Here is a 23343-nt window from a genome sequence, read left to right as displayed (position 1 = left end):
AACCCACACGAGCGCAATGCTCACAAGATCCTTAGTCTTGCTCGTCTGCCAGTTCCGACACTTCCGCATATCGCATTTCTTGGAAATTTCCAATGCGGAAGATGGGACTTGAACCCACACGAGCGCAATGCTCACAAGATCCTTAGTCTTGCTCGTCTGCCAGTTCCGACACTTCCGCATGACCGCATTTCCTTGGGATTTTTTATTTTCTCCCTCGCGACAAGTGATAGTATAACAAAGTGGTTCCTATATGTCAACACTTTTTTTTATTTTTTTCTCAACTTATGATTCTGTCTCTTTTTCTTCTTTTTTCAACAATAATTGACCATTTTTTCTTTTTTTGTAGTAAAATATTGCCAGGTTTATATGTAAAACCATATAAAAAGGAGGTACCTATGAAAAACAAAAAAGCACAACTACTATCCATTTTTCTTTCTGCATGTATACTGGGCACTTCTGCTCCGGTAAATGCAGCTGATTTTTATTCAGACGCTTTTTCTGCGGATGACAACGTGGAAGCAGAACCTTCTTCTGAGATCTCCGAAGATCTCTCTTCCGAAGAAAACTCTGATCCTGCCGATTCCACCGGCATCGATACACAGGAGGAATCCTCTGAGGATCTTTTGCAATCACCGAAAGATTCTAATAGCGGCAGCACATCAGACGCTTCCGATGCTTCTTCTTTGGAAGAGGAATTTAATGCCGGAAATGAAGAAGAGACTTTTTCCGATTCCGATGGAACAGACGATTTTTCATCCGGAGAAGAAGGTGGGGTACAAGCCGGTATTCTGGACGGTTCCGTAGAAGCCCAGATGGCAAAAAGCAGTTCCGTCATCGAAGCAGATATTCCGGTATCGAACTCATTAAATACAACCTGCACCATTTATAAAGGAAGCAACCTTGAAAACCAGAACTACAGTGTCTGGTCTTCTCCTGTCGAATCCTATCTTACAACAAGCCCAGACGGATCTCTCATGCGGGTTCAAAGTGGTGCCCTTGACGGTAAGCTTCTGATTGAATACTATGATTCCGGATACAACTTTAAGAAAACGATGACTCTCGATCTTCCACTGCCTGTATTCGGCGCTTTCTACGAAACCAACGACAACTATTATATCCTTACCGGCGCAAACAACACCGAAAAAGATAATACGAAAGAAGTTTACCGGGTGAGCAAATACTCCAAAGACTGGAAATCCCAAGGTTCCTGCAGCCTTTTCGGTGCAAATACCACCTATCCCTTTGACGCAGGTTCCGCACGTATGGCTTCTTACGGAAATTATCTTTTTATCCGCACCTGCCATGAAATGTACGGAGGGCATCAGGCTAACGTAACTTTTTCTGTAGATACCTCCACCATGTCTGTTGTGGATCAGCTTACAGGAATCCAGAATTCTGAGTTCGGATATGTCAGCCATTCCTTTAACCAGTTCATCCAGATCGATAACGGAACTCTTCTGGGCTGTGATCACGGTGATGCTTATCCCCGTGCTATTACGGTTCTTCAGTATCCCACGGATATCAGCAGCGGATCTTTTGTCCCGCAATATTCCTGGAGTTCCAGTTCCTATGCCTGCAAGGAATTTGACCTTATGACTTTCCCCGGATCATCCGGCAACAACTATACCGGCGCATCCCTTGGCGGTTTTGAATATTCCGACAGTTCCTATCTGGTCGCAGGCAATTATGATGCTGACAATCATTCCAGAAATGTATTTGTCTCCTCTGTTTCAAAATCCGGAGGAACACCTGTTGTGCGGTATTTTTCCGACTATGCAGGCACTTCTGACAGCGCCGCTACACCGCACCTTGTAAAAACCGGCAGCAACAGCTTCGTGCTTCTCTGGTCCAGTCAGGGTTATGTTTATTATACTGCCATTGACGGAACCGGCCAGCAGGCTGGCTCTACATACAAAATGGCCGGAAATCTTTCCGACTGTGCACCTTCTGTTATAAACGGAAAACTGATCTGGTACGCATGGAAAGACAGCCATAATACTTTTTATGAGATCAATCTGTCGGATCTCTCTTCCAACCATGCAACGCGAGTGGAAAACGGACATAAATATGTTTACGGCACAACCATTGAGAACTATCAGGTTGACAAGACCTGCCGTGTCTGCGGTACTTCTTCCAAAGCTGTTGTTCCCTCACAGGTCACTGCAAGCATTGCTCCTTCCAATTCCAGTTTCTCCGCTATGAAAAAGAGCGAATTTCTGACTAAGGAACTTAGTTATAGGATCACCGCTTCCAGCTGGTTTCCTAATGATTTCGGCAGTGATTCTGACTTTCTGTATGACTGCATTATTTCCAGCTCAGATGAAAGTGTTATTTCTGTAAACCAGACTTCCAATCAAACTGCAGTCCTCACCCCCAAAAAGTCAGGCAAGATCACACTTACCGTTCAGTCCAAATATAATCCGGATGCTGTATTTACCTCTGAATTATATGTAGACCTGTTAAGCGAGGATGTATTCACCATTTCCCGCGGCTATATCGGATCTTATAACGGAACAGACAAAACACCGACTATAACCATATACCGTTCCGGCCTTACTCTCCAAAAAGACGTTGACTATACCATTACAACCAGCGGAGATACTGTTAACGCCGGTACTTTTACCATGACCTTCACAGGAATCGGAAAATACGCCGGCAGTGTAACAAAGGAATACACCATTGACAAAGCCCCTATCTACTCAAACGGCACCACCTGTACCCTTACTCCTTCTTCCTGTATCTACGACGGTAAGCCTCAGGAACCGAAAGTAACCATCTCTAAAAATGGTGTTGATTTGGTTGAAGGCAGGGATTTCACTGTAGAATATCAAAATAATACAACTCTTGGAAATGCACGTGCCGGTATCAGCGGCATCGGAAATTATTACGGATATTTTACAACATCCTTTTCTATCACCTATGGCCGGATCAGCAACTGCGATATTACCGTTTCCAATGAATCGCTGGTTTTTGACGGCACTGAGAAAAAACCGGCCGTCACTGTAACATGTAACGGCAATACTTTAACACAGGGGCAGGATTACACCTTGTATTATCATGCCAACACCAACGCAGGTTCCGCTACAGTTACCATCACAGGAAAAGGTAGATTCTCCGGTTCTGTTGAAAAAGCTTTCCAGATCCAGCCTGCTGACCTGAGCAGATCCAGCGTAGATCTTTCTGCCGATTCCTTCACCTATGACGGCACTGAGAAAAAGCCATCCGTTACTGTAAAAACCGGAAACAGACAGCTGACTGCCAACAGCGATTATACGGTTTCCTTCGTAAACAATACCAACGCAGGTTCTGCCACGGTTACCGTCACAGGAAAAGGTAACTATTCCGGTTCTGTTACGAAAAATTTCACTATCAGTGCCGCCAGCCTGGAGAAAGCCGAACTTGCTCTTTCCGCTTCCTCATTTACTTACGATGGAACCGAAAAGAAACCGGACGTCACAGTAACTGTCAATAAAAAGCAGTTAAAAAAAGAAACTGACTACACCGTTTCTTATGATAACAACACCAACATCGGTACTGCTTCCGTCACCATCACAGGAAAAGGTAATTATTCCGGTACTGTAACAAAATCTTTCCAGATCACTGCCAGAGATCTCAGTAAATGTGAGATTCAGCTTTCCAGTTCATCCTTTACCTACAGCGGTACAGAAAAAAAGCCGAAGATCACAGTAACTTCTTCCGGAAAAGAACTGGTTCCCGGCACAGATTACACAGTTTCCTACCGTAATAACATAAATGCCGGTACTGCTTCCGTCGTGATCACTGGAAAAGGCAGTTACACAGGAACAAAAACTGCCAGTTTCCAGATTGCCCGCGCAAAAGCCGTACTCACAGCAAAAGCCACAGCACTTACCCTGACTCAGAGCAGCAGCAAAACCGCGGTCATCAAGAGCAAGAAGACGGACGGGAAGATAACCTGCAAGTCTTCCAACAGCAAGATCGTAAAAATTTCCGGTACCAGTATCATTCCGGTAAGCCCCGGACAGGCCACTGTTACCATTCAGGCTGCACAGGGCGTAAATTATAAAGCTGCATCTGCAAAGATCCTGATCACAGTACGTCCACTGACTGTCAGCAGTGTTTCTCTGAAGTCCACTGCAAAAGGCCAGGCAAATATATCCTGGAAACCGGTAAAATCTGTTACCGTTTATCAGATTCAGTACAGCACTTCAAGCAGCTTCAAAAGCGCCAAAACAATTACCGCCAAAAGCAGTTCCAAATCTACCGTGCTGAAGAAATTGTCCGGTGGCAAAAAATACTACATCCGTATCCGCACATACAAAACGGTCAGCAAAAAGAATTACTACTCCACCTGGAGCAAAACTTCTTCTGTCAAAGTAAAATAAACAATATCCATTAACAAAAAAGCTGAATCACAAACCGGTTCCTTTATCTTCCGGTTTTGTGATTCAGCTTTTTTACACTTGCTTTTATTTACAAAAAAAGAACCATGATCTCTCACAGTCCTCACAAAATAAAAAATGCGGAAGATGGGACTTGAACCCACACGAGCGCAATGCTCACAAGATCCTTAGTCTTGCTCGTCTGCCAGTTCCGACACTTCCGCATATCGCATTTCTGTGGGATTCTTTATCTTCTCCCTCGCGACAAGTGATAGTATAGCAAAGCATCCTTCCTATGTCAACACTTTTTTCTAAAAAAATCAAAAAATATTTTTTATTTATACAATTTAAACTTTTCATTCAAAAAGAGCCATCCGCATAATCATGCAGTACGGCCCTTTCTGTCCTGTTATTCTGTTTTTGTTTTATGATCAGTCAAAAATGATCAGTGCCATAAATACAAGATCTGTCTCTCCTGTATTTGCAAGGCCATGACCTTTTCCGTCTGGTGTAATGGTGATATCACCGGCCTTTACCGGACGTTTCACACCGTTATCATCATACTCGCCTTCACCGCTTAAGATATAGTAGGTTTCTGTCTCTCCATGATGCTCATGGTATCCAAGGGAACATCCCTTCTCGATAGTAACCTGTGCGTAAAGTCCGCATTTTCCTTTCAGCTCGTCTCCCTCAAGAATGTCTTTGATGATCACATGACCTTTACCGCCGCACATATTTTCTACTCTTCTGATACCCATGATAAAATCCCCTTTCGTGATTGCGTAAATTTGTGAATTTCATAAACACAGCCTCTTTGTGTTCTGCGTTTCACTTCCTGTACAATTATAAACGATATGATAAATTTTCGCAATCCTCATTGCCAATTTCCTGAATTTGCTCAAAAAATTTCTTATAAACGAAAACGAAGCAGACCTTTTACAAAGACCTGCCTCGCAATTTACACCTGTATTACAGATTTTTAATTCTCTCAATCGCTTCCAGTGTATTCTCATAGCTTCCGAATGCAGTCAGACGGAAGTATCCCTCACCATGTGCACCAAAGCCTGAACCTGGGGTTCCTACGATGTGTGCTTTCTCAAGGAGATAGTCGAAGAACTCCCAGGAAGTCATCTGATCCGGTGTTTTCAGCCAGATGTATGGCGCATTTTTTCCACCGGATACGGAAAATCCTGCTGCGGAAAGTCCGTCGAGGATTGTCTTTGCATTACGCATGTAGTAAGCGATCTGTTCTTTCAGCTGTGCTTTTCCCTCCGGAGAATAAACAGCCTCGCCTGCTCTCTGAACAATATACGGAGCACCGTTAAACTTGGTTCCGTGACGTCTTGCCCAGAGGCTGTGAAGCTCTACGCCGTCACGTACCAGTTCCTTCGGAACTACGGTAAATCCAAGACGAACGCCTGTGAAGCCTGCATTCTTGGAAAAGCTTCGAAGCTCGATGGCACAGGTTCTTGCACCCTCGCACTCATAAATGCTGTGTGGAACATCTTCCTCAGAAATATATGCCTCATATGCTGCATCATAGATGATCACGCAGCCGTTTTTGTTTGCGTAGTCAACCCACTCCTGAAGAGCAGCTTTTGTGATGGCACCACCAGTCGGGTTGTTCGGGAAGCAGAGATAGATCAGATCCGGTACTTCATCTGCCGGGATCTCCGGAAGGAAACCGTTATCCTCTTTACATGGCATGTAGATCACACCGTCAAAGTTCTCACGCTCTTTGTTATAAAGACCTGTACGTCCGGCCATAACGTTGGTATCTACATATACCGGGTAAACCGGATCGCAGACTGCAACCTTGTTATCCAGTCCGAAGATCTCCTGAATATTTCCAGAATCACTCTTTGCTCCGTCGGAAACAAAGATCTCATCTGCGCTGATGTCGCATCCTCTGGACTGATAATCATTCTTTGCAATGGCACTTCTTAAGAACTCATATCCAAGATCCGGTGCATATCCGTGGAAAGTTTCCGCATGAGCCATTTCATCTACGGATTTATGAAGAGCATCAATGATCGCCGGTGCAAGTGGCTGTGTCACATCACCGATTCCAAGGCTGATCACAGAATCCTTAAATTCCGGATTGGCCTCCTTGTATGCTTTTACCTTCTTCGCGATATTGGAAAACAGATAGCTTCCCGGAAGTTTTAAATAATTCTTATTTACTGTAACCATAATGCTTTTATCTCCTTCTCTCAATTTCCTCTGCCAGTGCTTTTCTGACGCTGTCAGGATTTGCCTTGCCTTTCAGCTCTCTCATCAGCTGTCCTACGAAAAATCCCATAACCTTGTCCTTGCCGCCCAGAAGTTCAGCCAGCGGTCCAGGATTGGCATCTACGATCTTTTTCACAGTTTCGGTGAGAAGACCTGTATCTTCTACGATCTTAAGACCATTCTCTTCTATATATACAACCGGATCAATATCCTCGTCAAATACTTTTTCAAACACTTTTTTGGCATTCTGTGCGCTGACCTCTTTTTTCTCCACCATGGAAAGAAGATCTGCCAGATGCTTCGGTGTAAAGTTTACTTTTTCCGGATCAAGACCTTTGTCCTTTGTCAGGCGTAGAACTTCCACCATAAACCAGTTGGCTGCTTTTTTCGGATTTCCCAGAAGAACGGCTGTCTCCTCAAAAAGTCCTGCCAGATGTCTGGATTCCGTAAGGATTCCCGCATCGTAAGCCGGAAGCTCGTACTCTTTCTGATAACGTTCCATCTTGGCTTCACGCAGCTCCGGAATGGAAGCACGCAGCTCCTCGATCCATGCATCGGAGATATGGATCGGCGGAAGATCCGGGTCCGGGAAATAACGGTAATCCTTGGCATCCTCTTTGGAACGCATAGCGTGGGAGGATTCTTTGTTATCGTCCCATCTTCTTGTCTCCTGAACAACAGCTCTGCCTTCCTCCAAGAGCTCGATCTGACGCTCTCTCTCACCCTCGATGGCTCTTGCAATAGCTTTAAAGGAGTTCAGGTTCTTCATCTCGGTTCTTGTTCCAAAGGTCTCACTTCCCACCTCACGGACAGAAAGGTTGACATCGGCACGCATAGAACCTTCCTGAAGTTTGCAGTCAGAAACTCCAAGATACTGCATGGTACAACGAAGTTTTTCCAGATATGCGATAACCTCCTCGGAGCTTCTCATATCCGGCTCGGATACGATCTCGATAAGCGGCACACCACTTCGGTTGTAGTCAACCAGGGAGCAGTCTTCCCACTCATCATGAATCAGCTTACCTGCATCCTCCTCCATATGCATCTCGTGGATACGTACGGTCTTTTTGCCTGCGGAAGTCTCGATCTCAACGGCTCCGTCATAGCAGATTGGCAGATACAGCTGAGAGATCTGGTAGTTCTGAGGATTATCCGGGTAAAAATAGTTCTTACGGTCAAACTTGCAGTACTGATGGATATGGCAGTTTGCCGCAAGACCTGCCTTGATGGCAAACTCTACCACTTTTTTATTGAGGACCGGAAGAGATCCCGGCATACCGGTGCAGACCGGGCAGGTATGTGTATTTGGTGCACCTCCGAACTCTGTGGAGCATCCGCAGAAGATCTTTGTTTTTGTGGCAAGCTCCACATGCACCTCAAGTCCTATGACTGTCTCATACTGTTTCATGCCTTTTCTCCCCCTTCCATTGCTGTTCCGAAATCGCCGCGTTTTTTCTCATATGCGTGTGCCGCACGGAACAGATTGTTTTCTTTGAAGCAGTCACCGATCATCTGGATTCCGATGGGAAGTCCGGCTGCGTCTTTTCCACATGGAACTGTGATTCCGGGAAGTCCGCACAGATTTACTGCTACCGTGTAAATATCGCCAAGATACATGGCAAGCGGGTCTTTCAGGCTCTCTCCAAGCTTCGGCGCGGTAAACGGAGATGCCGGAGCAAGAAGGACATCATATTTGGAAAAGGCCTGGTCGAATTCTTTTTTGATGAGGGCTTTTGTGCGGAGTGCTTTCAGGTAGTAAGCATCGTAATAACCGGAGCTTAACACGAAAGATCCCAGCATGATACGGCGTTTTACTTCCTCACCGAAGCCTTCAGTTCTTGTCTTTTTGTACATGTCATGAAGTCCCTCGTACTCTTTTGCACGGAAACCGTACTTCACGCCATCAAAACGTTCCAGGTTGGAGCTGGCCTCTGCGCTGGCGATGATATAGTAGGCAGGGATCATATATTCTGTTGTCTTCATGGAGAAAAATTCCACCACTGCACCCATCTCGGTAAGGCTTTTCAGTGTATTCATAAATGCCTCTTTTACCTCAGGGTTCAGACCTTCGGAAAGATACTCCTTGGGCACACCAAATTTCATTCCCACGATCTTATCTGTCATGGAAGAGGAGAAATCAAGATCCTCTCTCTTCATGGAAGTGCTGTCCTTTGTATCGTGACCGGCAATGATCTCAAGAAGTGCCGCACAGTCCGCAACGTCTTTTCCAACCGGTCCAATCTGGTCCAGAGAGGATGCATAGGCAACCAGTCCGTAACGAGATACGGTACCGTAGGTTGGCTTGATTCCGGTAACACCACAGTAGGAACTTGGCTGACGGATAGAACCGCCGGTATCAGAACCAAGTGCCAGGTAAGTTTCCCCTGCTGCCACTGCCGCACAGGAACCACCGGAAGATCCGCCCGGAACATGCTCCAGATCCCACGGGTTTCTGGTGACACCGTAAGCGGATGTCTCTGTGGTACTTCCCATGGCGAACTCATCCATGTTTGTCTTTCCGATGATCACAAGACCTGCCTGTTCCAGACGGTCAATAACCTCGGCATTGTACTGCGGCACAAAATTCTCAAGGATCTTTGATGCACAGGTAGTTGTTTTTCCCTTAATGCAGATATTATCCTTAATTGCAATAGGTACACCGGCAAGAGGTCCGGTATAAGTTCCGTCCTCAATGCCTTTCTGTACTTCTTTTGCTCTTGCATAGGCTTCTTTTTTATAGGTATCAAGATAAGCGTGGACTTTGTCCTCTTTTGCCTCGATCTGATCAAATACGTATTTCACACCGTCCAGGACGCTTATCTGATGCTGTTTGATCTTTTCCGCAAGCTGTAATGCGGTTAATTTTCCCAAATCCATGTCCTGTCTCCTGTCTTATCCAATTGTTTTCGGAACCTGATACTGATCTTCTTTCTGCTTCGGCGCATTGGCTAGCATTGCCTCATGGTTGTCGCCGTTTGTCACAACGTCTTCACGGAATACGTTTTCGTCCTCAAAAATATGGGACATGGGCTCTACGGAAGAAGTGTCAAGCTCGTCTAACTTATCTACATAGTCCAACATCTTCTGCATATCCTCTTTTGCTTTTTCCTTCTCATCCTCTGTCAGGGAAAGCTTCGCCAGGATGCAGACATTTTCCATTGTTTCATCATCGATTATCTTTGCCATCTTTTTTCTCCTTATTACGGCTCAAGTCTGTTCATATCACGTGGGAACAGGCAGGTCTCACGAACGTTTTCCTCTCCCAGGATCTGCATGGTAAGACGTTCCAGTCCGATTCCAAGTCCTCCGTGAGGCGGCATTCCATGTTTGAACGTATCCAGGTACTGTTCCATACCTTCCTCGTCCATGCCACGGGCTGCGATCTTGTCTTTCAGCATCTGATAATCATGGATACGCTGTCCGCCTGTGGTGACCTCAAGTCCTTTGAACAGAAGGTCAAAACTTAATGTAAATTTCTCATCTGCCGGATCATCCATTGCGTAGAACGGACGCTTCTTGGACGGATAATGTGTGACAAAAACGAAATCCGCATCGTACTCTTCTTTGAAATATCTTCCGATCAGTGCCTCTTCTTCCGGCTCCAGATCGTATGGGTTACGGATCTTACGTTTATATTTCTCAGCTACCAGCTCTTTTGCTTTGTCAAAACGTACGGCCGGGATCTTGTCTACTTTCGGAAGTTCCACTTTCAGAATGGAAAGCTCATGGGCGTAATCTTTCTTCAGAAGCTCGACTGCATACTGGAGAAATCCGGTTTCCATCTCCATGATATCCTCAAATCCGTTGACATAGCCCATCTCAAAATCAAGGCTTGTATATTCGTTCAGATGACGTTTGGTGTTGTGTTTCTCTGCACGGAATACAGGGCCGGTCTCAAATACGCGGTCAAAAACACCTACCATCATCTGTTTGTAAAACTGCGGGCTCTGTGCCAGGACGGCCGGTTTGTGGAAGTAGCTCAACTTGAACAGGTTTGCACCACCCTCTGCGCCTCTGGCTCCGATCTTCGGTGTGTGGATCTCGGTAAATCCTTTTTCGTAGAGATAATCACGGAATGCACGCACCAGAGCTTCCTGAATCTTGAATTTTGCACGCTCCTGCACGTTACGCAGGGCGATAGGACGATAGTTCAGTTTTGCCTCCAGGGAAGTGTTCAGTTTCCATTTGTCGATTGCCAGAGGAAGGGGTTCTGCCGGTGAGGAAAGGATCTCCACATGGCTGATGCGAAGCTCTCTTCCGTGAGGAGCTCTTTCTTCCTCATGAAGAGTTCCTGTGAGGCGGACACACATTGCCTCTTTCAGATCATGAATGGAAACATTTGTCTTATCGTTCTCATATACGGTCTGAAAAAGTCCCTCTTTTTTTCGAAGTATCACAAATGCCACATCACCCATATTACGGATGCTGTGTATTGCTCCTTCCACTGTCGCTTCCTGGTCTTTCATGCTCTCAGAAAGAAGCACGTCCCAGGCACATTCTCTAGTCTTACAGATTCCATCCATAAATTCCATTCCCTCATCCTCCAATTCCGGTGCAAAAAATATTCAGCATTCAGCCTTTTTTCTTTGCGCCTGTATTTTGATAAGCGGGTCTTACGAACCCGCTCTGCCACTTTTTTCTGTCAAATTCTGCTTTTTCTTTTATATTTTTCTTTTATATTTTTCTTTTATATTTTTCTTTTATACAGAATCATATAAAAGCATCAGAACCATCTGGGCTGTCTCCACCATATTGGTTCCGGAATCCATACTGCATTTCTGAATATAACGGTATGCATCCTCCTCACTCAGATGATTTCTTTCCATTAAAAGCATCTTTGCATTTGAAATATAATTCTGCTCTTTCCATGAACGCTGCTTCGGTTTTTTCTTATCTTTTTTCCAGCGCCTTTCGATCTGGGAAAGGATCATGCTTACTGTATTTACCAGATCTCCGGCTTTCAGAGGCATTCCCACACACAAAACAGAAGGTGGTGCTTCACTGATCACTCCCTGCGAAGCCATAAGCAGCATTTCAAAATAATCCGGCATATAGTCCAGAAGATCACGGTAATACATATCCTGAAGATGATAGCCGCAAAGCAGGACGCCGCCATCAAGTTCCGAGATACTGGCAAGGGCATTTGCACCCGAATTGCATACCGCCGCCACCGTGAATCCATATCGGTTAAGGACTGTGCGGATCTTTTTTGCATCTTCTATTTTCGGTAATGCAATCACGATACTCGTGTTCATAAGCCGCCACTCTCTTTCGTCCCATTATGCCTCAATCATCAGATTCGATACAGATACTCCTCGATCTCCCAGTCGGAAATCTCCTGGGAATAACGCAGCCATTCTTTTCTTTTGGCCTGCGCGTACTGTTTGCAGAAATCTTCTCCAAGGATCTCTTTCATCCAGTCACTTTCCTCAAACAGTGTGATCGCTTCCCGTAAGTTCTCCGGTAAATTCTCGATACCCTGTTCCTTCTGGTCCGACTCGGAAAGAGAACGGTCAGAAGCTTTTGTCGGATAGATCTTCTTCTGGATTCCATCCAGGCCCGCTGCCAGGCATACCGCAAAAACAAGGTATGGGTTGGATGCAGCATCCGGGCTTCGAAGCTCGATTCTGGTATCATTACCATTGACTCTCGGGATCCTTACCAGTGAATTCTGGTTGTTTCTCGTCCAGGTCAGTTCTGTCGGTGCATCGAATCCAGGCACAAGGCGCTTGTAAGAGTTTACCAGCGGATTTGTGATAAGTGCCATCTCCCGGCTGTGTGCCAGAAGACCTCCGATAAAATAGCATGCCTCATTACTTAATTTGGACGGATCATCCGGATCCACAAAAATATTTCTTCCATTTTTAAACAGCGAAAAATGGATATGCATGGCTGAGCCGTTTACTTCCCGTCTTGGCTTCGGCATAAAGGTTGCATGAAGTCCATGGCGTTTGGCTACGGTCCTTACTGCCATCTTAAAGGTCATAACTGCGTCTGCCATCTCACGTGCTTCCCCGTAATGAAGGGCGATCTCATGCTGTGCAGGTGCCGTCTCATGATGAGAGGATTCCACCTCAAATCCCATATCCTCAAGAGTCAGTACCATGTCACGTCTTGCATTTTCACCCAGGTCCACCGGACTTACATCCAGGTATCCGGCTTTTTCGTGAGAAACCGTTGTAGGCATTCCGTTGTCATCAATATGAAACAGGAAAAACTCGCATTCCGGGTCAACATAGCAGGTGTATCCTGCCTCTTCTGCTGCCTGCGCTGTTTTTTTCAGAATGTATCTGGAGCTCATCTCATGCTCAGATCCGTCTGCACGGCGCATATCACAGATCAGTCTTGCAACCTTTCCCTGCTGAGGACGCCATGGGAGAATTGAAAAAGTATCGTAATCCGGATACAGGATCAGATCCGGCTCCTTCTCTCCCACAATGCCCGCAATATGAGAGCCGTATACAACGCACTGGTTATCCAGGGCTCTTGGAAGCTCTCTTGCTGTGATCGCAATATTTTTCAGAGTTCCAAACATATCTGTAAACTGGAGGCGGATGAACTCTACGTCTTCCTCCTCTGCCATTGCAAGAATCTCTTCTCTGGTATAATTCCCCATAGTATTCTCTCCTTTATTTCCTCATCACACAAAATAATTACCCTAAAAAATAGAAAAAGGGTGCACTTCAGAGAGCTTTCGCTCCTGAAGAACACCCTTGTTCATGGACGTAATTATAGCAATCGGTCAATTCTTTGTCAACTTTTTTTTAAAGGAAATTAGGGGCAAAAAGAACTTTGCCCCTGGTATTTTTAACTTTTTTACTGTAAATATGAATAACTCATCAGAGATTCATCCACTGCCTTCGCAGCCTCACGTCCCTCGTGGATCGCCCATACGACAAGTGACTGTCCACGGTGCATATCGCCTGCTGTGAATACACGGTCTACGCTTGTTGCGTACTGCTCCGGTTTTGTCTCCACGTTGGTTCTTGGTGTCAGTGCTACATGGAAAGCATCGGTTACATATTTCTCGCTTCCGAGGAAACCTGCTGCAATCAGTACCACATCTGCAGGAATCACTTCCTCGCTGCCCTCGATAGGAACCATGTTGAATCTTCCGGTCTTTTCGTCTTTTACGCTTTTCAGTTTGACAATCTTTGCCTTGCAGACATTTCCTTTTTTATCTTTGATAAATTCGGTAACGGTTGTCTGATAGATTCGCGGGTCATGACCAAATACTGCAATAGCCTCTTCCTGGCCGTAATCGGTTTTCAAAACCTTCGGCCACTCCGGCCACGGGTTGGACGGTGTTCTTGTTACCGGAGGCTTTGGCATCATCTCAAGCTGTGTTACGGATTTTGCACCAAGACGGATGGAAGTTCCCACACAGTCATTTCCGGTATCACCACCGCCGATGACCAGAACATGTTTGCCTTTTGCAAGCTCATATGGGAATTTTGCAAAATCGGTATCCAGAAGGCTTTTTGTTACCTGTTTCAGGAAATCCACTGCAAAGTAGATTCCTTTTGCATCTCTTCCTGGAACCTTGATATCTCTCGGATGGGAAGCTCCGCAGCAGAGAAGGACACGGTCATAATCTTTCAGAAGCTGCTCCGCGGTAATGTCCACACCAACGTTGATGTTGGTGACAAACTTCACGCCTTCCTCTTCCATCAGTTTCAGTCTGCGGTCGATGACTTTTTTCTCCAGTTTCATATTCGGGATACCATAGCGGAGAAGTCCTCCGATACGGTCGTTTCTTTCAAATACGGTTACGCTGTGACCACGGCGGTTCAGCTGCTGTGCTGCTGCCAGTCCGGAAGGGCCGCTTCCGATGACTGCGATTGTCTTTCCTGTGCGGACAGGCGGGATCTGTGGTTTTACCCAGCCTTCTGCATAGGCAGTCTCGATAATGGCTTTCTCATTTTCCTTTGTGCTGACCGGATCTCCGTTCAGGTTGCAGGTACAGGCAGCTTCACAGAGTGCCGGGCATACTCTTGAAGTAAACTCCGGAAAACTGTGGGTCTTGTTCAGACGAAGAAATGCCTGTTTCCAGTTTCCTGTGTATACAAGATCGTTTGTCTCAGGAACCAGGTTGTGAAGCGGGCAGCCGGAAGCCATTCCGCCGATCATCATACCTGCCTGGCAGAAGGGAACGCCGCAGGCCATGCAGCGTGCTCCCTGAAGTTTCTGTTTTTCTTTATTTAACGGAATACGAAATTCGTTGAAATTCTGAATACGTTCTTTTGGCGGCAGAACTTTTGCCGTTTCTCTTTCATAATCTAAAAATCCAGTTGGCTTTCCCATTTCCTCATCCTCCTTAATGTTTCACGCCGATGCTCTCATAGAATGCTTCCATCTGTGCCTGCTGGCTGGTCAGACCTTTTTCTTCCAGCTTTGCACTTAATGTGATCATTCTCTTGTACTCATCCGGAATGAGTTTTTTGAAGTGAGGCAGATAGGAATCAAAATCAGCCAGCACCTTCTTACCGATCTCGGAGCCTGTTGCTTCCACATGAGCCTCGATGAGATCACGAAGCTCTTTTTTATCATATTTATTATCCACTTTTTCAATGGAGATCATTGCTTTGTTAAGATTCTTGTAAAGAACGTTGTCCACATCAAGAACATAAGCGATACCGCCGCTCATACCTGCCGCGAAGTTCTTTCCGGTTTTTCCGAGAACTACCACACGGCCACCGGTCATGTACTCGCATCCATGCTCACCAACACCCTCAACTACTGCCACTGCACCGGAGTTACGAACTGCAAAACGCTCACCTGCAACACCGTTGATAAATGCAGTTCCGCTGGTTGCGCCATAGAGAGCCACGTTTCCGACGATGATGTTATCCTCTGCCTTGTATCCGGCCTTCTCCGGTACTTTAACGATCAGCTTGCCACCGGAAAGTCCTTTTCCGAAGTAGTCATTGCTGTCGCCGGTAAGTTTCAGTGTCAGTCCTTTCGGGATAAATGCACCGAAGCTCTGTCCGCCTGCACCTGTACAGTTTACAGTTACGGTATCTTCCGGAAGGCCCTCTTTATGGTTTCTCGTGATCTCAGATCCAAGGATGGTACCGAATGCACGGTCTGTGTTGGTAACATTTACATCTACAGAAACTTTCTCACCTTTCTGGATCGCCGGCGCACATTTCTTAACCAGGACTTTTTCATCCAGAGTTTTCTCAAGGTTGAAGTTGTATACCGCTTTCGGATCAAAAGTAACTTTGCCTTTTCCTGCATATGGGTTATTCAGGATCGCACTTAAGTCAACTTTGCCCTTATGTGGCTCCTGTACGCTGTCAGAAACGGTAAGAAGATCTGTACGGCCTACCATCTCGTCGATGGTTGCAACGCCAAGACGTGCCATGTACTCTCTCAGTTCCTGTGCGATAAATCTCATGAAGTTCTCCACATACTCCGGTTTTCCACGGAATCTCTTACGGAGTTCCGGATTCTGGGTAGCAACGCCAACCGGGCAGGTATCCAGGTTGCAGACTCTCATCATCACGCAGCCCATAGTTACAAGGGGAGCAGTTGCAAAACCGAATTCCTCTGCACCGAGAAGCGCTGCGATAGCAACGTCACGGCCGCTCATCAGCTTACCGTCTGTCTCGATACGTACACGGTTACGAAGTCCGTTCATGATCAGTGTCTGATGTGTCTCTGCAAGTCCAAGCTCCCACGGAAGTCCTGCATTGTGGATGGAACTTCTCGGTGCCGCTCCGGTACCTCCGTCGTATCCGGAGATCAGAACAGTCTGTGCTCCGGCTTTTGCAACACCGGCAGCGACCGTACCAACACCAGCCTCGGAAACCAGTTTTACGGAAATATCTGCATATTTGTTTGCATTTTTCAGGTCATAGATCAGCTCTGCCAGATCCTCGATGGAGTAGATATCGTGGTGTGGCGGCGGAGAGATCAGGCTGACTCCCGGTGTGGAATGACGGGTTTTTGCAATCCACGGATAAACCTTCTTTGCTGGAAGATGTCCGCCTTCACCAGGCTTTGCACCCTGTGCCATCTTGATCTGGATCTCTCTTGCAGATACCAGGTAACGGCTGGTAACACCGAAACGTCCGCTGGCTACCTGTTTGATCGCAGAGCAGCGGTCATTGTCTGTTCCCGCGGAATCCAGACGCTCATCACTTTCGCCACCCTCACCGGTATTGGATTTTCCATGGAGATGGTTCATGGCGATGGCCAGTGTCTCATGTGCTTCCTGGGAAATGGAACCGTAGGACATGGCACCTGTCTTAAATCGTTTTACAATGTCGTCAACACTCTCAACCTGGTCGATGGGAAGAGGCTCTTTTGCAAACTTGAAGTCCAGAAGTCCTCTTAAGTTCCCATGACCTTCTTCGTCTACCAGTTTTGTATATTCTTTGAACATCTCATAGCTGCCCTGTTTTGTGGACTGCTGAAGAAGATGGATAGTACGTGGATTGTATCTGTGCTCCTCGCCCTGACTTCTCATCTTGTGAGCACCTACGCTGTCTAAAGTAAGGTCTGTGGCAAGTCCCAGCGGGTCAAATGCCTCAGAGTGGAGTTTTTCTACGTTATCCTCGATATCTTCCAGTGTGATTCCGCCTACACGGCTTACTGTTCCTGTAAAGTAGCGGTCGATCACATCCTGGGAAATTCCGATTGCCTCAAAGATCTGAGATCCCTGATAGGACTGGATGGTGGAAATGCCCATCTTGGAAGCGATCTTTACGATACCGCTGATAACCGCATGATTGTAATCATCAACCGCTGCATAGTAATCTTTGTCCAACATATGGGTATCGATGAGTTCATGGATGGTATCCAGTGCCAGGTATGGATTGACAGCACTTGCGCCATAACCAAGAAGTGTTGCGAAATGATGTACTTCTCTCGGTTCACCGGACTCCAGGATCAGCGCAAGGGATGTACTCTTCTTTGTTTTTACAAGGTGCTGATGCACTGCGGAAACAGCAAGAAGAGACGGGATCGGCATATGGTTCTCATCTACGCCACGGTCAGAAAGGACCAGGATATTTGCGCCCTCACGGAAAGCCTTATCAACCTCTACGAACAGGCGGTCAATGGCACGTTCCAGTTTTGTACTCTTATAATACAAAGTAGAAATGGTCACAACCTTGAAGCCTTCCTTTTTCATGTTCTTGATCTTCAGCATATCGGTGTTTGTCAGGATCGGGTTGTTGATTTTAAGAACCTGGCAGTTCTCCGGATTCTGAACAAGAAGGTTTCCGTCTTTTCCTACGTATACGCTTGTGGAAGTAACGATCTCCTCACGGATGGCATCGATCGGCGGGTTTGTTACCTGTGCAAACAGCTGTTTGAAGTAGTCGAACAGTGGATAATGCTGTTTTGAAAATACTGCAAGCGGGGTATCATGGCCCATAGCTCCGATGCTTTCTGAACCATTTAATGCCATGTTGCGAATGGAAGTACGATACTGCTCATAGGTATATCCAAAAGCTTTCTGCAGACGTGCTCTTTCCTCCGGCGTGTACTCGATCACTCTCTGGTTCGGGATCTTGATATCACGGAGCTGTACCAGGTTGCTGTCCAGCCACTCTCCATATGGCTGTTTCTTTGCATATTTCTCTTTCAGCTCATTATCATCGATGACACGGCCCTGAACGGTATCAACCAGGAGCATTTTTCCAGGATGGAGACGCTCTTTTAATACGATCTTCTCCTCGTCTACCGGAAGAACACCAACCTCGGAAGAAAGGATCATATATCCGTCAGAAGTAATATAATATCTGGATGGACGGAGACCGTTACGGTCGAGAACCGCTCCCATCACATCACCATCCGAGAACAGGATGGATGCAGGTCCGTCCCACGGCTCCATCATGGTTGCATAATACTGATAAAAATCACGTTTTTCCTGGGAAATGGTATCATTGTTTGCCCACGGCTCCGGAATGGTGATCATCACTGCAAGAGGAAGATCCATTCCACTCATAACCAGGAACTCCAGGGTATTGTCAAGCATCGCAGAGTCAGAACCATTACGGTTGACTACAGGGAGAACTTTGTGGAGTTCGTCTTTCAGATACGGAGAATCCATGTTTTCCTCGCGGGCAAGCATTTTATCTGCGTTACCGCGAATAGTGTTGATCTCACCGTTATGTACGATGAAACGGTTCGGATGTGCTCTCTCCCAGCTTGGATTTGTGTTGGTACTGAAACGGGAATGCACCACTGCAATGGCAGATTCATAATCCTGGCTCTGAAGATCTCCGAAGAATGTACGAAGCTGTCCAACCAGGAACATACCTTTGTATACAATGGTACGGCTGCTCATGGAAACTACGTAAGTATTGTCATTACTCTGTTCAAACTCACGGCGGGCAATGTAGAGCATACGGTCAAAGGCAAGGCCTTTTTCCACATCTTCCGGTTTCTTGATGAATGCCTGCATGATGCATGGCATACACTCTCTTGCCTTATGTCCAAGAACCTCCGGGAATACCGGCACTGTACGCCATCCAAGAAGCTCCAGGCCTTCTTTTTCCACGATGATCTCGAACATCTTCTTTGCCTGGGCACGTTTGATCTCATGCTGTGGAAAAAAGAGCTGGGCTACACCATATTCTCTCTCGCCGCCGATCTCAAAGCCCTCTTTCTTACAGACTTTTTTGAAGAATTTATGGGAGATCTGGAGAAGGATACCGACGCCATCGCCGGTTTTTCCTTCTGCATCTTTACCTGCACGATGCTCCAGATTCTCTACGATCTTAAGAGCATTTGCAACAGTATCATGTGTTTTCTTTCCTTTTATATTAACAACGGCTCCGATACCGCAGTTATCATGTTCGAATTCAGGGCGGTAGAGGCCCTGCTGCTGATTTCCTACTTCTCTCATTTTTCTCATCCTTTCATTGCAGCTTCTTCTGCCGTCTTTTTGTCAACTGCCGCCTGCACAAATCCACGGAACAGCGGATGTGCATGGTTCGGTCTGGACTTGAATTCCGGATGTCCCTGTGTTCCTACAAAGAACGGATGTCCGGCAATTTCGATCATCTCAACGATATGTGCATCCGGGGAAGTTCCTACGATGGACATTCCTTTTTCACTTAATTCTTTACGGAATGCATTGTTTACCTCATAACGATGTCTGTGACGCTCCTGGATCTCTTTCTTTCCAAAAAGCTCATAGGATTTGGAGCCTTCGGCCAGCACACACGGATAGCTTCCAAGACGAAGGGTTCCGCCAAGGTCTTCCACATCTTCCTGATCCGGCATCAGAGCAATGACCGGATGCGTGGTCTCCGGTGCCAGCTCAATGCTGTTGGCATCTTCATATCCAAGTACGTGGCGGGCAAATTCTACAATAGCCATCTGCATTCCAAGGCAGATGCCAAGGTACGGGATCTTATGAACTCTCGCATACTGTGCTGCAAGGATCATTCCTTCAGTACCACGGTTTCCGAATCCTCCCGGAACCAGAATTCCATCTACAGAATGAAGGGTCTGATCCAGGTTTTTCTCATTGAGCTCTTCAGAGTCTACCCAGACGATATCAACTTTTGCACGGCAGGAGATTCCACCATGTTTCAGGGCTTCCACAACACTTAAGTATGCATCATGAAGCTGTGTGTACTTACCAACCATGGCGATCTTCACGGTTTTGTCCGGGTGGCGGAGATTTTCTACCATATTCTCCCAGTCTGTAAGATCCGGTTTACGGTTCTCAAGTCTTAAGCTCTGCAGTACTACATCTGCCAGTTTTTCTCTTTCCATTGCAAGAGGAGCTTCATATAAATATTCTACATCCAGGTTCTGAAGTACGTGGCTTACCGGTACGTTACAGAACAGGGCGATCTTTCCACGGATATCATCAGTCAGAGGATACTCGCTTCTGCATACCAGAACATCCGGCTGGATTCCCATTCCCTGGAGTTCTTTTACGCTGGCCTGGGTCGGTTTGGTCTTCATCTCTCCGGAAGCACGAAGGTACGGGATCAGGGTAACATGAATAAGAATGGCATTGTCATGTCCCACATCATGCTGGAACTGACGGATGGATTCCAGGAACGGCTGACTCTCAATATCACCAACTGTCCCGCCTACCTCGATGATGGCAATTCTGTCCTCATCCGCTGTTTTTGCTCTGTAAAAACGGCTCTTGATCTCGTTGGTGATATGCGGGATTACCTGTACAGTACCTCCGCCAAAATCACCGTGACGCTCTTTCTGAAGAACAGACCAGTAAATCTTACCGGTTGTCACATTGGAATTCTTGTCAAGGCTTTCATCAATGAAACGCTCATAATGTCCAAGGTCAAGGTCTGTCTCTGTACCGTCATCGGTTACAAAAACCTCTCCATGCTGAATGGGGTTCATAGTTCCCGGGTCAATATTAATGTAAGGATCAAACTTCTGCATGGTCACCTGATACCCTCTTGCTTTCAGAAGGCGTCCCAGGGACGCTGCGGTAATTCCTTTTCCCAGTCCGGAAACAACTCCGCCTGTTACAAAAACATACTTTACTGCCATCTTCGATTTCCTCCTCCATTTTGTGTTCCACAACAAAAAGGCGTCCGGAACAGGTTCCAAGGGGTGAGAATTCCCCTGTGGTACCGTTCCTGACGCCTTTGTCAGTTATCTTCCATATAAAATATGGTTTACTATAAACTATTTTTTTTTATTTGTCAATAACAGATTTTTTCTATATAGTCTGATGAATTTCTTCCTATGATATGGTGATACAGATGCAAATAATGCTGTGGATACAAAAAAACAGACGCCTGCCAGGGACTCCCATATGATGTCCTCTCTCTGCAGTCACGTCTGTTTTCTCTTTTTATTTTCTTTACGCTTTATCTCCCTCTGTGCTTCCCGCCTGTCACGCTACCGCAAACTTCTGAAGGAAACGGTTGAACTCGTGATCTTCCCCATGACAGGTTACAGTAAGGACCTTGGTCAGATCCATGCTGAGAATTCCAAGAATGGATTTTGCATCAATGATAACTCTGTTATATGAAATATCTACATCAAAGTCGCATTTGCTTGCAGCCTGTACAAACTCTTTCACATCTGCTGTTTCGTTTAACCTGATTTTCTGAGACATAAATTTCATCCTCTCTTCTCTCGGCCTTAAGAAAGGCCGGCAAACCGGTGACGCCAGATCTCTGCGATTCTTTTTCGTCACTTCTCATCTGGTTGTCTCACATTATGTCTCATGTTGTCGAATTTGTCAAGTTGATGTTTTTTATCATTTTTAAAGGTTATCCTATAAAAACCCGAATTTTATATAACAAAATTCGGGTTTTCTGCTTATTTATTGTATATTTTTCATATTTTCATTTTCGAATCAACCGACGTTCACTGTGAGATTAATTCCACACAGACCTTAATCCTGTTTGATTTCTTTCGGTATCTCCATCGGATAATTGCCGTCAAAACATGCTTTGCAAAGCGGAAGTCCGCCTGCCATGCCCTCCAGATAATCAATCTGCATATAACCCAGGGAGTCTGCTCCGATCATCTTACGGATCTCCTCCGTGCTGTGCTGAGCAGCAATGAGCTGGTCATTGGACGGCACATCGGTGCCAAAATAACAGGGATGTAAAAATGGCGGGGAGCTGATACGTACATGAACTTCTTTTGCTCCGGCCTCTTTCAGCATATGAATCAGGTTTGCAATGGTAGTTCCACGAACAATAGAGTCATCTACCAGAACAATCCTCTTTCCCTTTACTACAGATTCCAGAACACTCAGCTTCAGATGAACACTGGACTCTCGCTCCTGCTGGGTCGGTTTGATAAAGGTTCTTCCAATGTAACTGTTCTTATAGAACGCAAAACCAAACGGGATTCCGGATTCCTCAGAATAACCTTTGGCTGCCGGAAGTCCGGATTCCGGTACACCGGTTACCAGGTCTGCTTCTACCGGATAGGATTTTGCCAGAGATTTTCCCCCGCGGATCCTTGCATCATAGATCTTTACTCCATCCATGGTACTGTCCAGTCTGGCGAAATAGATATATTCAAAGACACAATGGGCATGCTTTTTCTGAACGTCCAGTTTGCTGGATTTCAGACCATCTTTGGTGATGGTGACGATCTCACCAGGCTCAATATCACGGATAAATTCTGCGCCTACAGATGTAAGTGCACAGCTCTCGGATGCCAGAACATAGGCATTGTCTCTTTTTCCAAGACAGAGGGGTTTCAGTCCGTAAGGGTCACGGGCACCGATCAGTTTCCGTGGGCTCATGATCACAAGAGCATATCCTCCGTGGATCTTCTCTACGGTTTTATGTACGGCTTCTTCTACAGTGGCAGAATGCACGCGCTCCCTTGCGATATGGAACGCGATAACCTCAGAGTCGGTAGTTGTATGGAAGATTGCTCCGGTCTGGATCAGTTCCCATTTCAGGGCTTCTGTATTGACCAGGTTTCCATTATGTGCAAGCGCCAGACTTCCCTTGATATAAGAAAGTACCAGCGGCTGTGCATTCTCCGCAACAGACTCTCCGGTGGTGGAATAGCGAACATGTCCGATTCCGATATCACCATTCATATTATGTACAACATCTTTTCGTAAAACTTCGCTTACCAGTCCGAGATCTTTATGAAACTGTACGTTTCCTCTCTCTCCGTCCGTCCTTGAAACGGCCATTCCGCAGGACTCCTGTCCCCTGTGCTGCAGCGAGGTAAGACCATAATAAATAGATGGTGCAATATTTCCTCCATCCAGATCATAAATCCCGAATACGCCACATTCTTCCTTTACTCCTGACATATT

At 46.1% G+C, this 23343-nt stretch carries 14 protein-coding genes and 2 tRNA genes; 1 reads left to right on the top strand and 15 read right to left on the bottom strand.

Annotated features, from left to right (window positions below):
- Nucleotides 1-93: 93 nt before the first annotated feature.
- Nucleotides 94-178 (bottom strand) — tRNA-Leu (locus tag GPK81_RS14785).
- Between the two features lie 217 nt (nt 179-395).
- Between GPK81_RS14785 and GPK81_RS14780 the strand changes: the two genes are divergently transcribed.
- Nucleotides 396-4364 carry a fibronectin type III domain-containing protein gene (locus GPK81_RS14780; RefSeq protein ID WP_215707290.1) on the top strand — a complete coding sequence of 1323 codons (3969 nt, stop codon included), beginning with the start codon at nt 396-398 and terminating at the stop codon, nt 4362-4364.
- Nucleotides 4365-4500: 136 nt separating this feature from the next.
- On the opposite strand, the gene GPK81_RS14775 is transcribed toward GPK81_RS14780, so the two are convergent.
- The 14 genes from GPK81_RS14775 to purF form a co-directional block, all read right to left on the bottom strand.
- Nucleotides 4501-4585, bottom strand: a tRNA-Leu gene (locus GPK81_RS14775).
- 207 nt (nt 4586-4792) lie between these two features.
- Nucleotides 4793-5119, bottom strand: coding sequence for a cupin domain-containing protein (locus GPK81_RS14770; protein ID WP_021977941.1), 327 nt, complete (start codon nt 5117-5119; stop codon nt 4793-4795).
- Nucleotides 5120-5330: 211 nt separating this feature from the next.
- Complete coding sequence (locus GPK81_RS14765) at nt 5331-6554, bottom strand: LL-diaminopimelate aminotransferase (protein ID WP_215707289.1); 1224 nt, start codon at nt 6552-6554, stop codon at nt 5331-5333.
- Between the two features lie 7 nt (nt 6555-6561).
- On the bottom strand, nt 6562-8001 hold the full coding sequence (gene gatB, locus GPK81_RS14760) for an Asp-tRNA(Asn)/Glu-tRNA(Gln) amidotransferase subunit GatB (protein ID WP_118062614.1): 1440 nt from the start codon (nt 7999-8001) through the stop codon (nt 6562-6564).
- Nucleotides 7998-9470, bottom strand: coding sequence for an Asp-tRNA(Asn)/Glu-tRNA(Gln) amidotransferase subunit GatA (gene gatA / locus GPK81_RS14755; RefSeq protein ID WP_215707288.1), 1473 nt, complete (start codon nt 9468-9470; stop codon nt 7998-8000). Before gatA ends, gatB begins: the two co-directional genes overlap by 4 nt.
- Before the next feature lie 15 nt (nt 9471-9485).
- Nucleotides 9486-9779, bottom strand: coding sequence for an Asp-tRNA(Asn)/Glu-tRNA(Gln) amidotransferase subunit GatC (gatC, locus tag GPK81_RS14750; protein ID WP_021977857.1), 294 nt, complete (start codon nt 9777-9779; stop codon nt 9486-9488).
- A gap of 14 nt (nt 9780-9793) precedes the next feature.
- Complete coding sequence (aspS, locus tag GPK81_RS14745) at nt 9794-11125, bottom strand: aspartate--tRNA(Asn) ligase (RefSeq protein ID WP_215707287.1); 1332 nt, start codon at nt 11123-11125, stop codon at nt 9794-9796.
- Between the two features lie 168 nt (nt 11126-11293).
- Nucleotides 11294-11848 carry an ANTAR domain-containing response regulator gene (locus tag GPK81_RS14740; RefSeq protein WP_021977859.1) on the bottom strand — a complete coding sequence of 185 codons (555 nt, stop codon included), beginning with the start codon at nt 11846-11848 and terminating at the stop codon, nt 11294-11296.
- A 38-nt stretch (nt 11849-11886) separates the two neighbouring features.
- A complete protein-coding gene (gene glnA, locus GPK81_RS14735) occupies nt 11887-13209 on the bottom strand; it encodes a type I glutamate--ammonia ligase (protein WP_118062616.1) in 1323 nt (440 codons plus the stop codon).
- 200 nt (nt 13210-13409) lie between these two features.
- Nucleotides 13410-14897 carry a glutamate synthase subunit beta gene (locus GPK81_RS14730; protein WP_118062617.1) on the bottom strand — a complete coding sequence of 496 codons (1488 nt, stop codon included), beginning with the start codon at nt 14895-14897 and terminating at the stop codon, nt 13410-13412.
- Between the two features lie 13 nt (nt 14898-14910).
- The gene (gltB, locus tag GPK81_RS14725) at nt 14911-19464 is read right to left on the bottom strand and encodes a glutamate synthase large subunit (RefSeq protein ID WP_118062618.1); all 4554 of its coding nucleotides are present in this window, start codon (nt 19462-19464) and stop codon (nt 14911-14913) included.
- Complete coding sequence (locus GPK81_RS14720; protein WP_021977863.1) at nt 19461-21089, bottom strand: CTP synthase; 1629 nt, start codon at nt 21087-21089, stop codon at nt 19461-19463. Before GPK81_RS14720 ends, gltB begins: the two co-directional genes overlap by 4 nt.
- 349 nt (nt 21090-21438) lie before the next feature.
- Nucleotides 21439-21663 carry an HPr family phosphocarrier protein gene (locus GPK81_RS14715; RefSeq protein WP_021977864.1) on the bottom strand — a complete coding sequence of 75 codons (225 nt, stop codon included), beginning with the start codon at nt 21661-21663 and terminating at the stop codon, nt 21439-21441.
- A 282-nt stretch (nt 21664-21945) separates the two neighbouring features.
- On the bottom strand, nt 21946-23340 hold the full coding sequence (purF, locus tag GPK81_RS14710) for an amidophosphoribosyltransferase (RefSeq protein WP_118071168.1): 1395 nt from the start codon (nt 23338-23340) through the stop codon (nt 21946-21948).
- Nucleotides 23341-23343: the final 3 nt, after the last annotated feature.

Origin of the sequence: Blautia sp. MCC283, from assembly GCF_018785565.1 — a bacterium.
Taxonomy (GTDB): Bacteria; Bacillota; Clostridia; order Lachnospirales; family Lachnospiraceae; genus Blautia_A.
The sequence above is the reverse complement of the archived record's forward strand: the minus strand, read 5'-3'. Positions and strand labels throughout refer to the sequence as shown.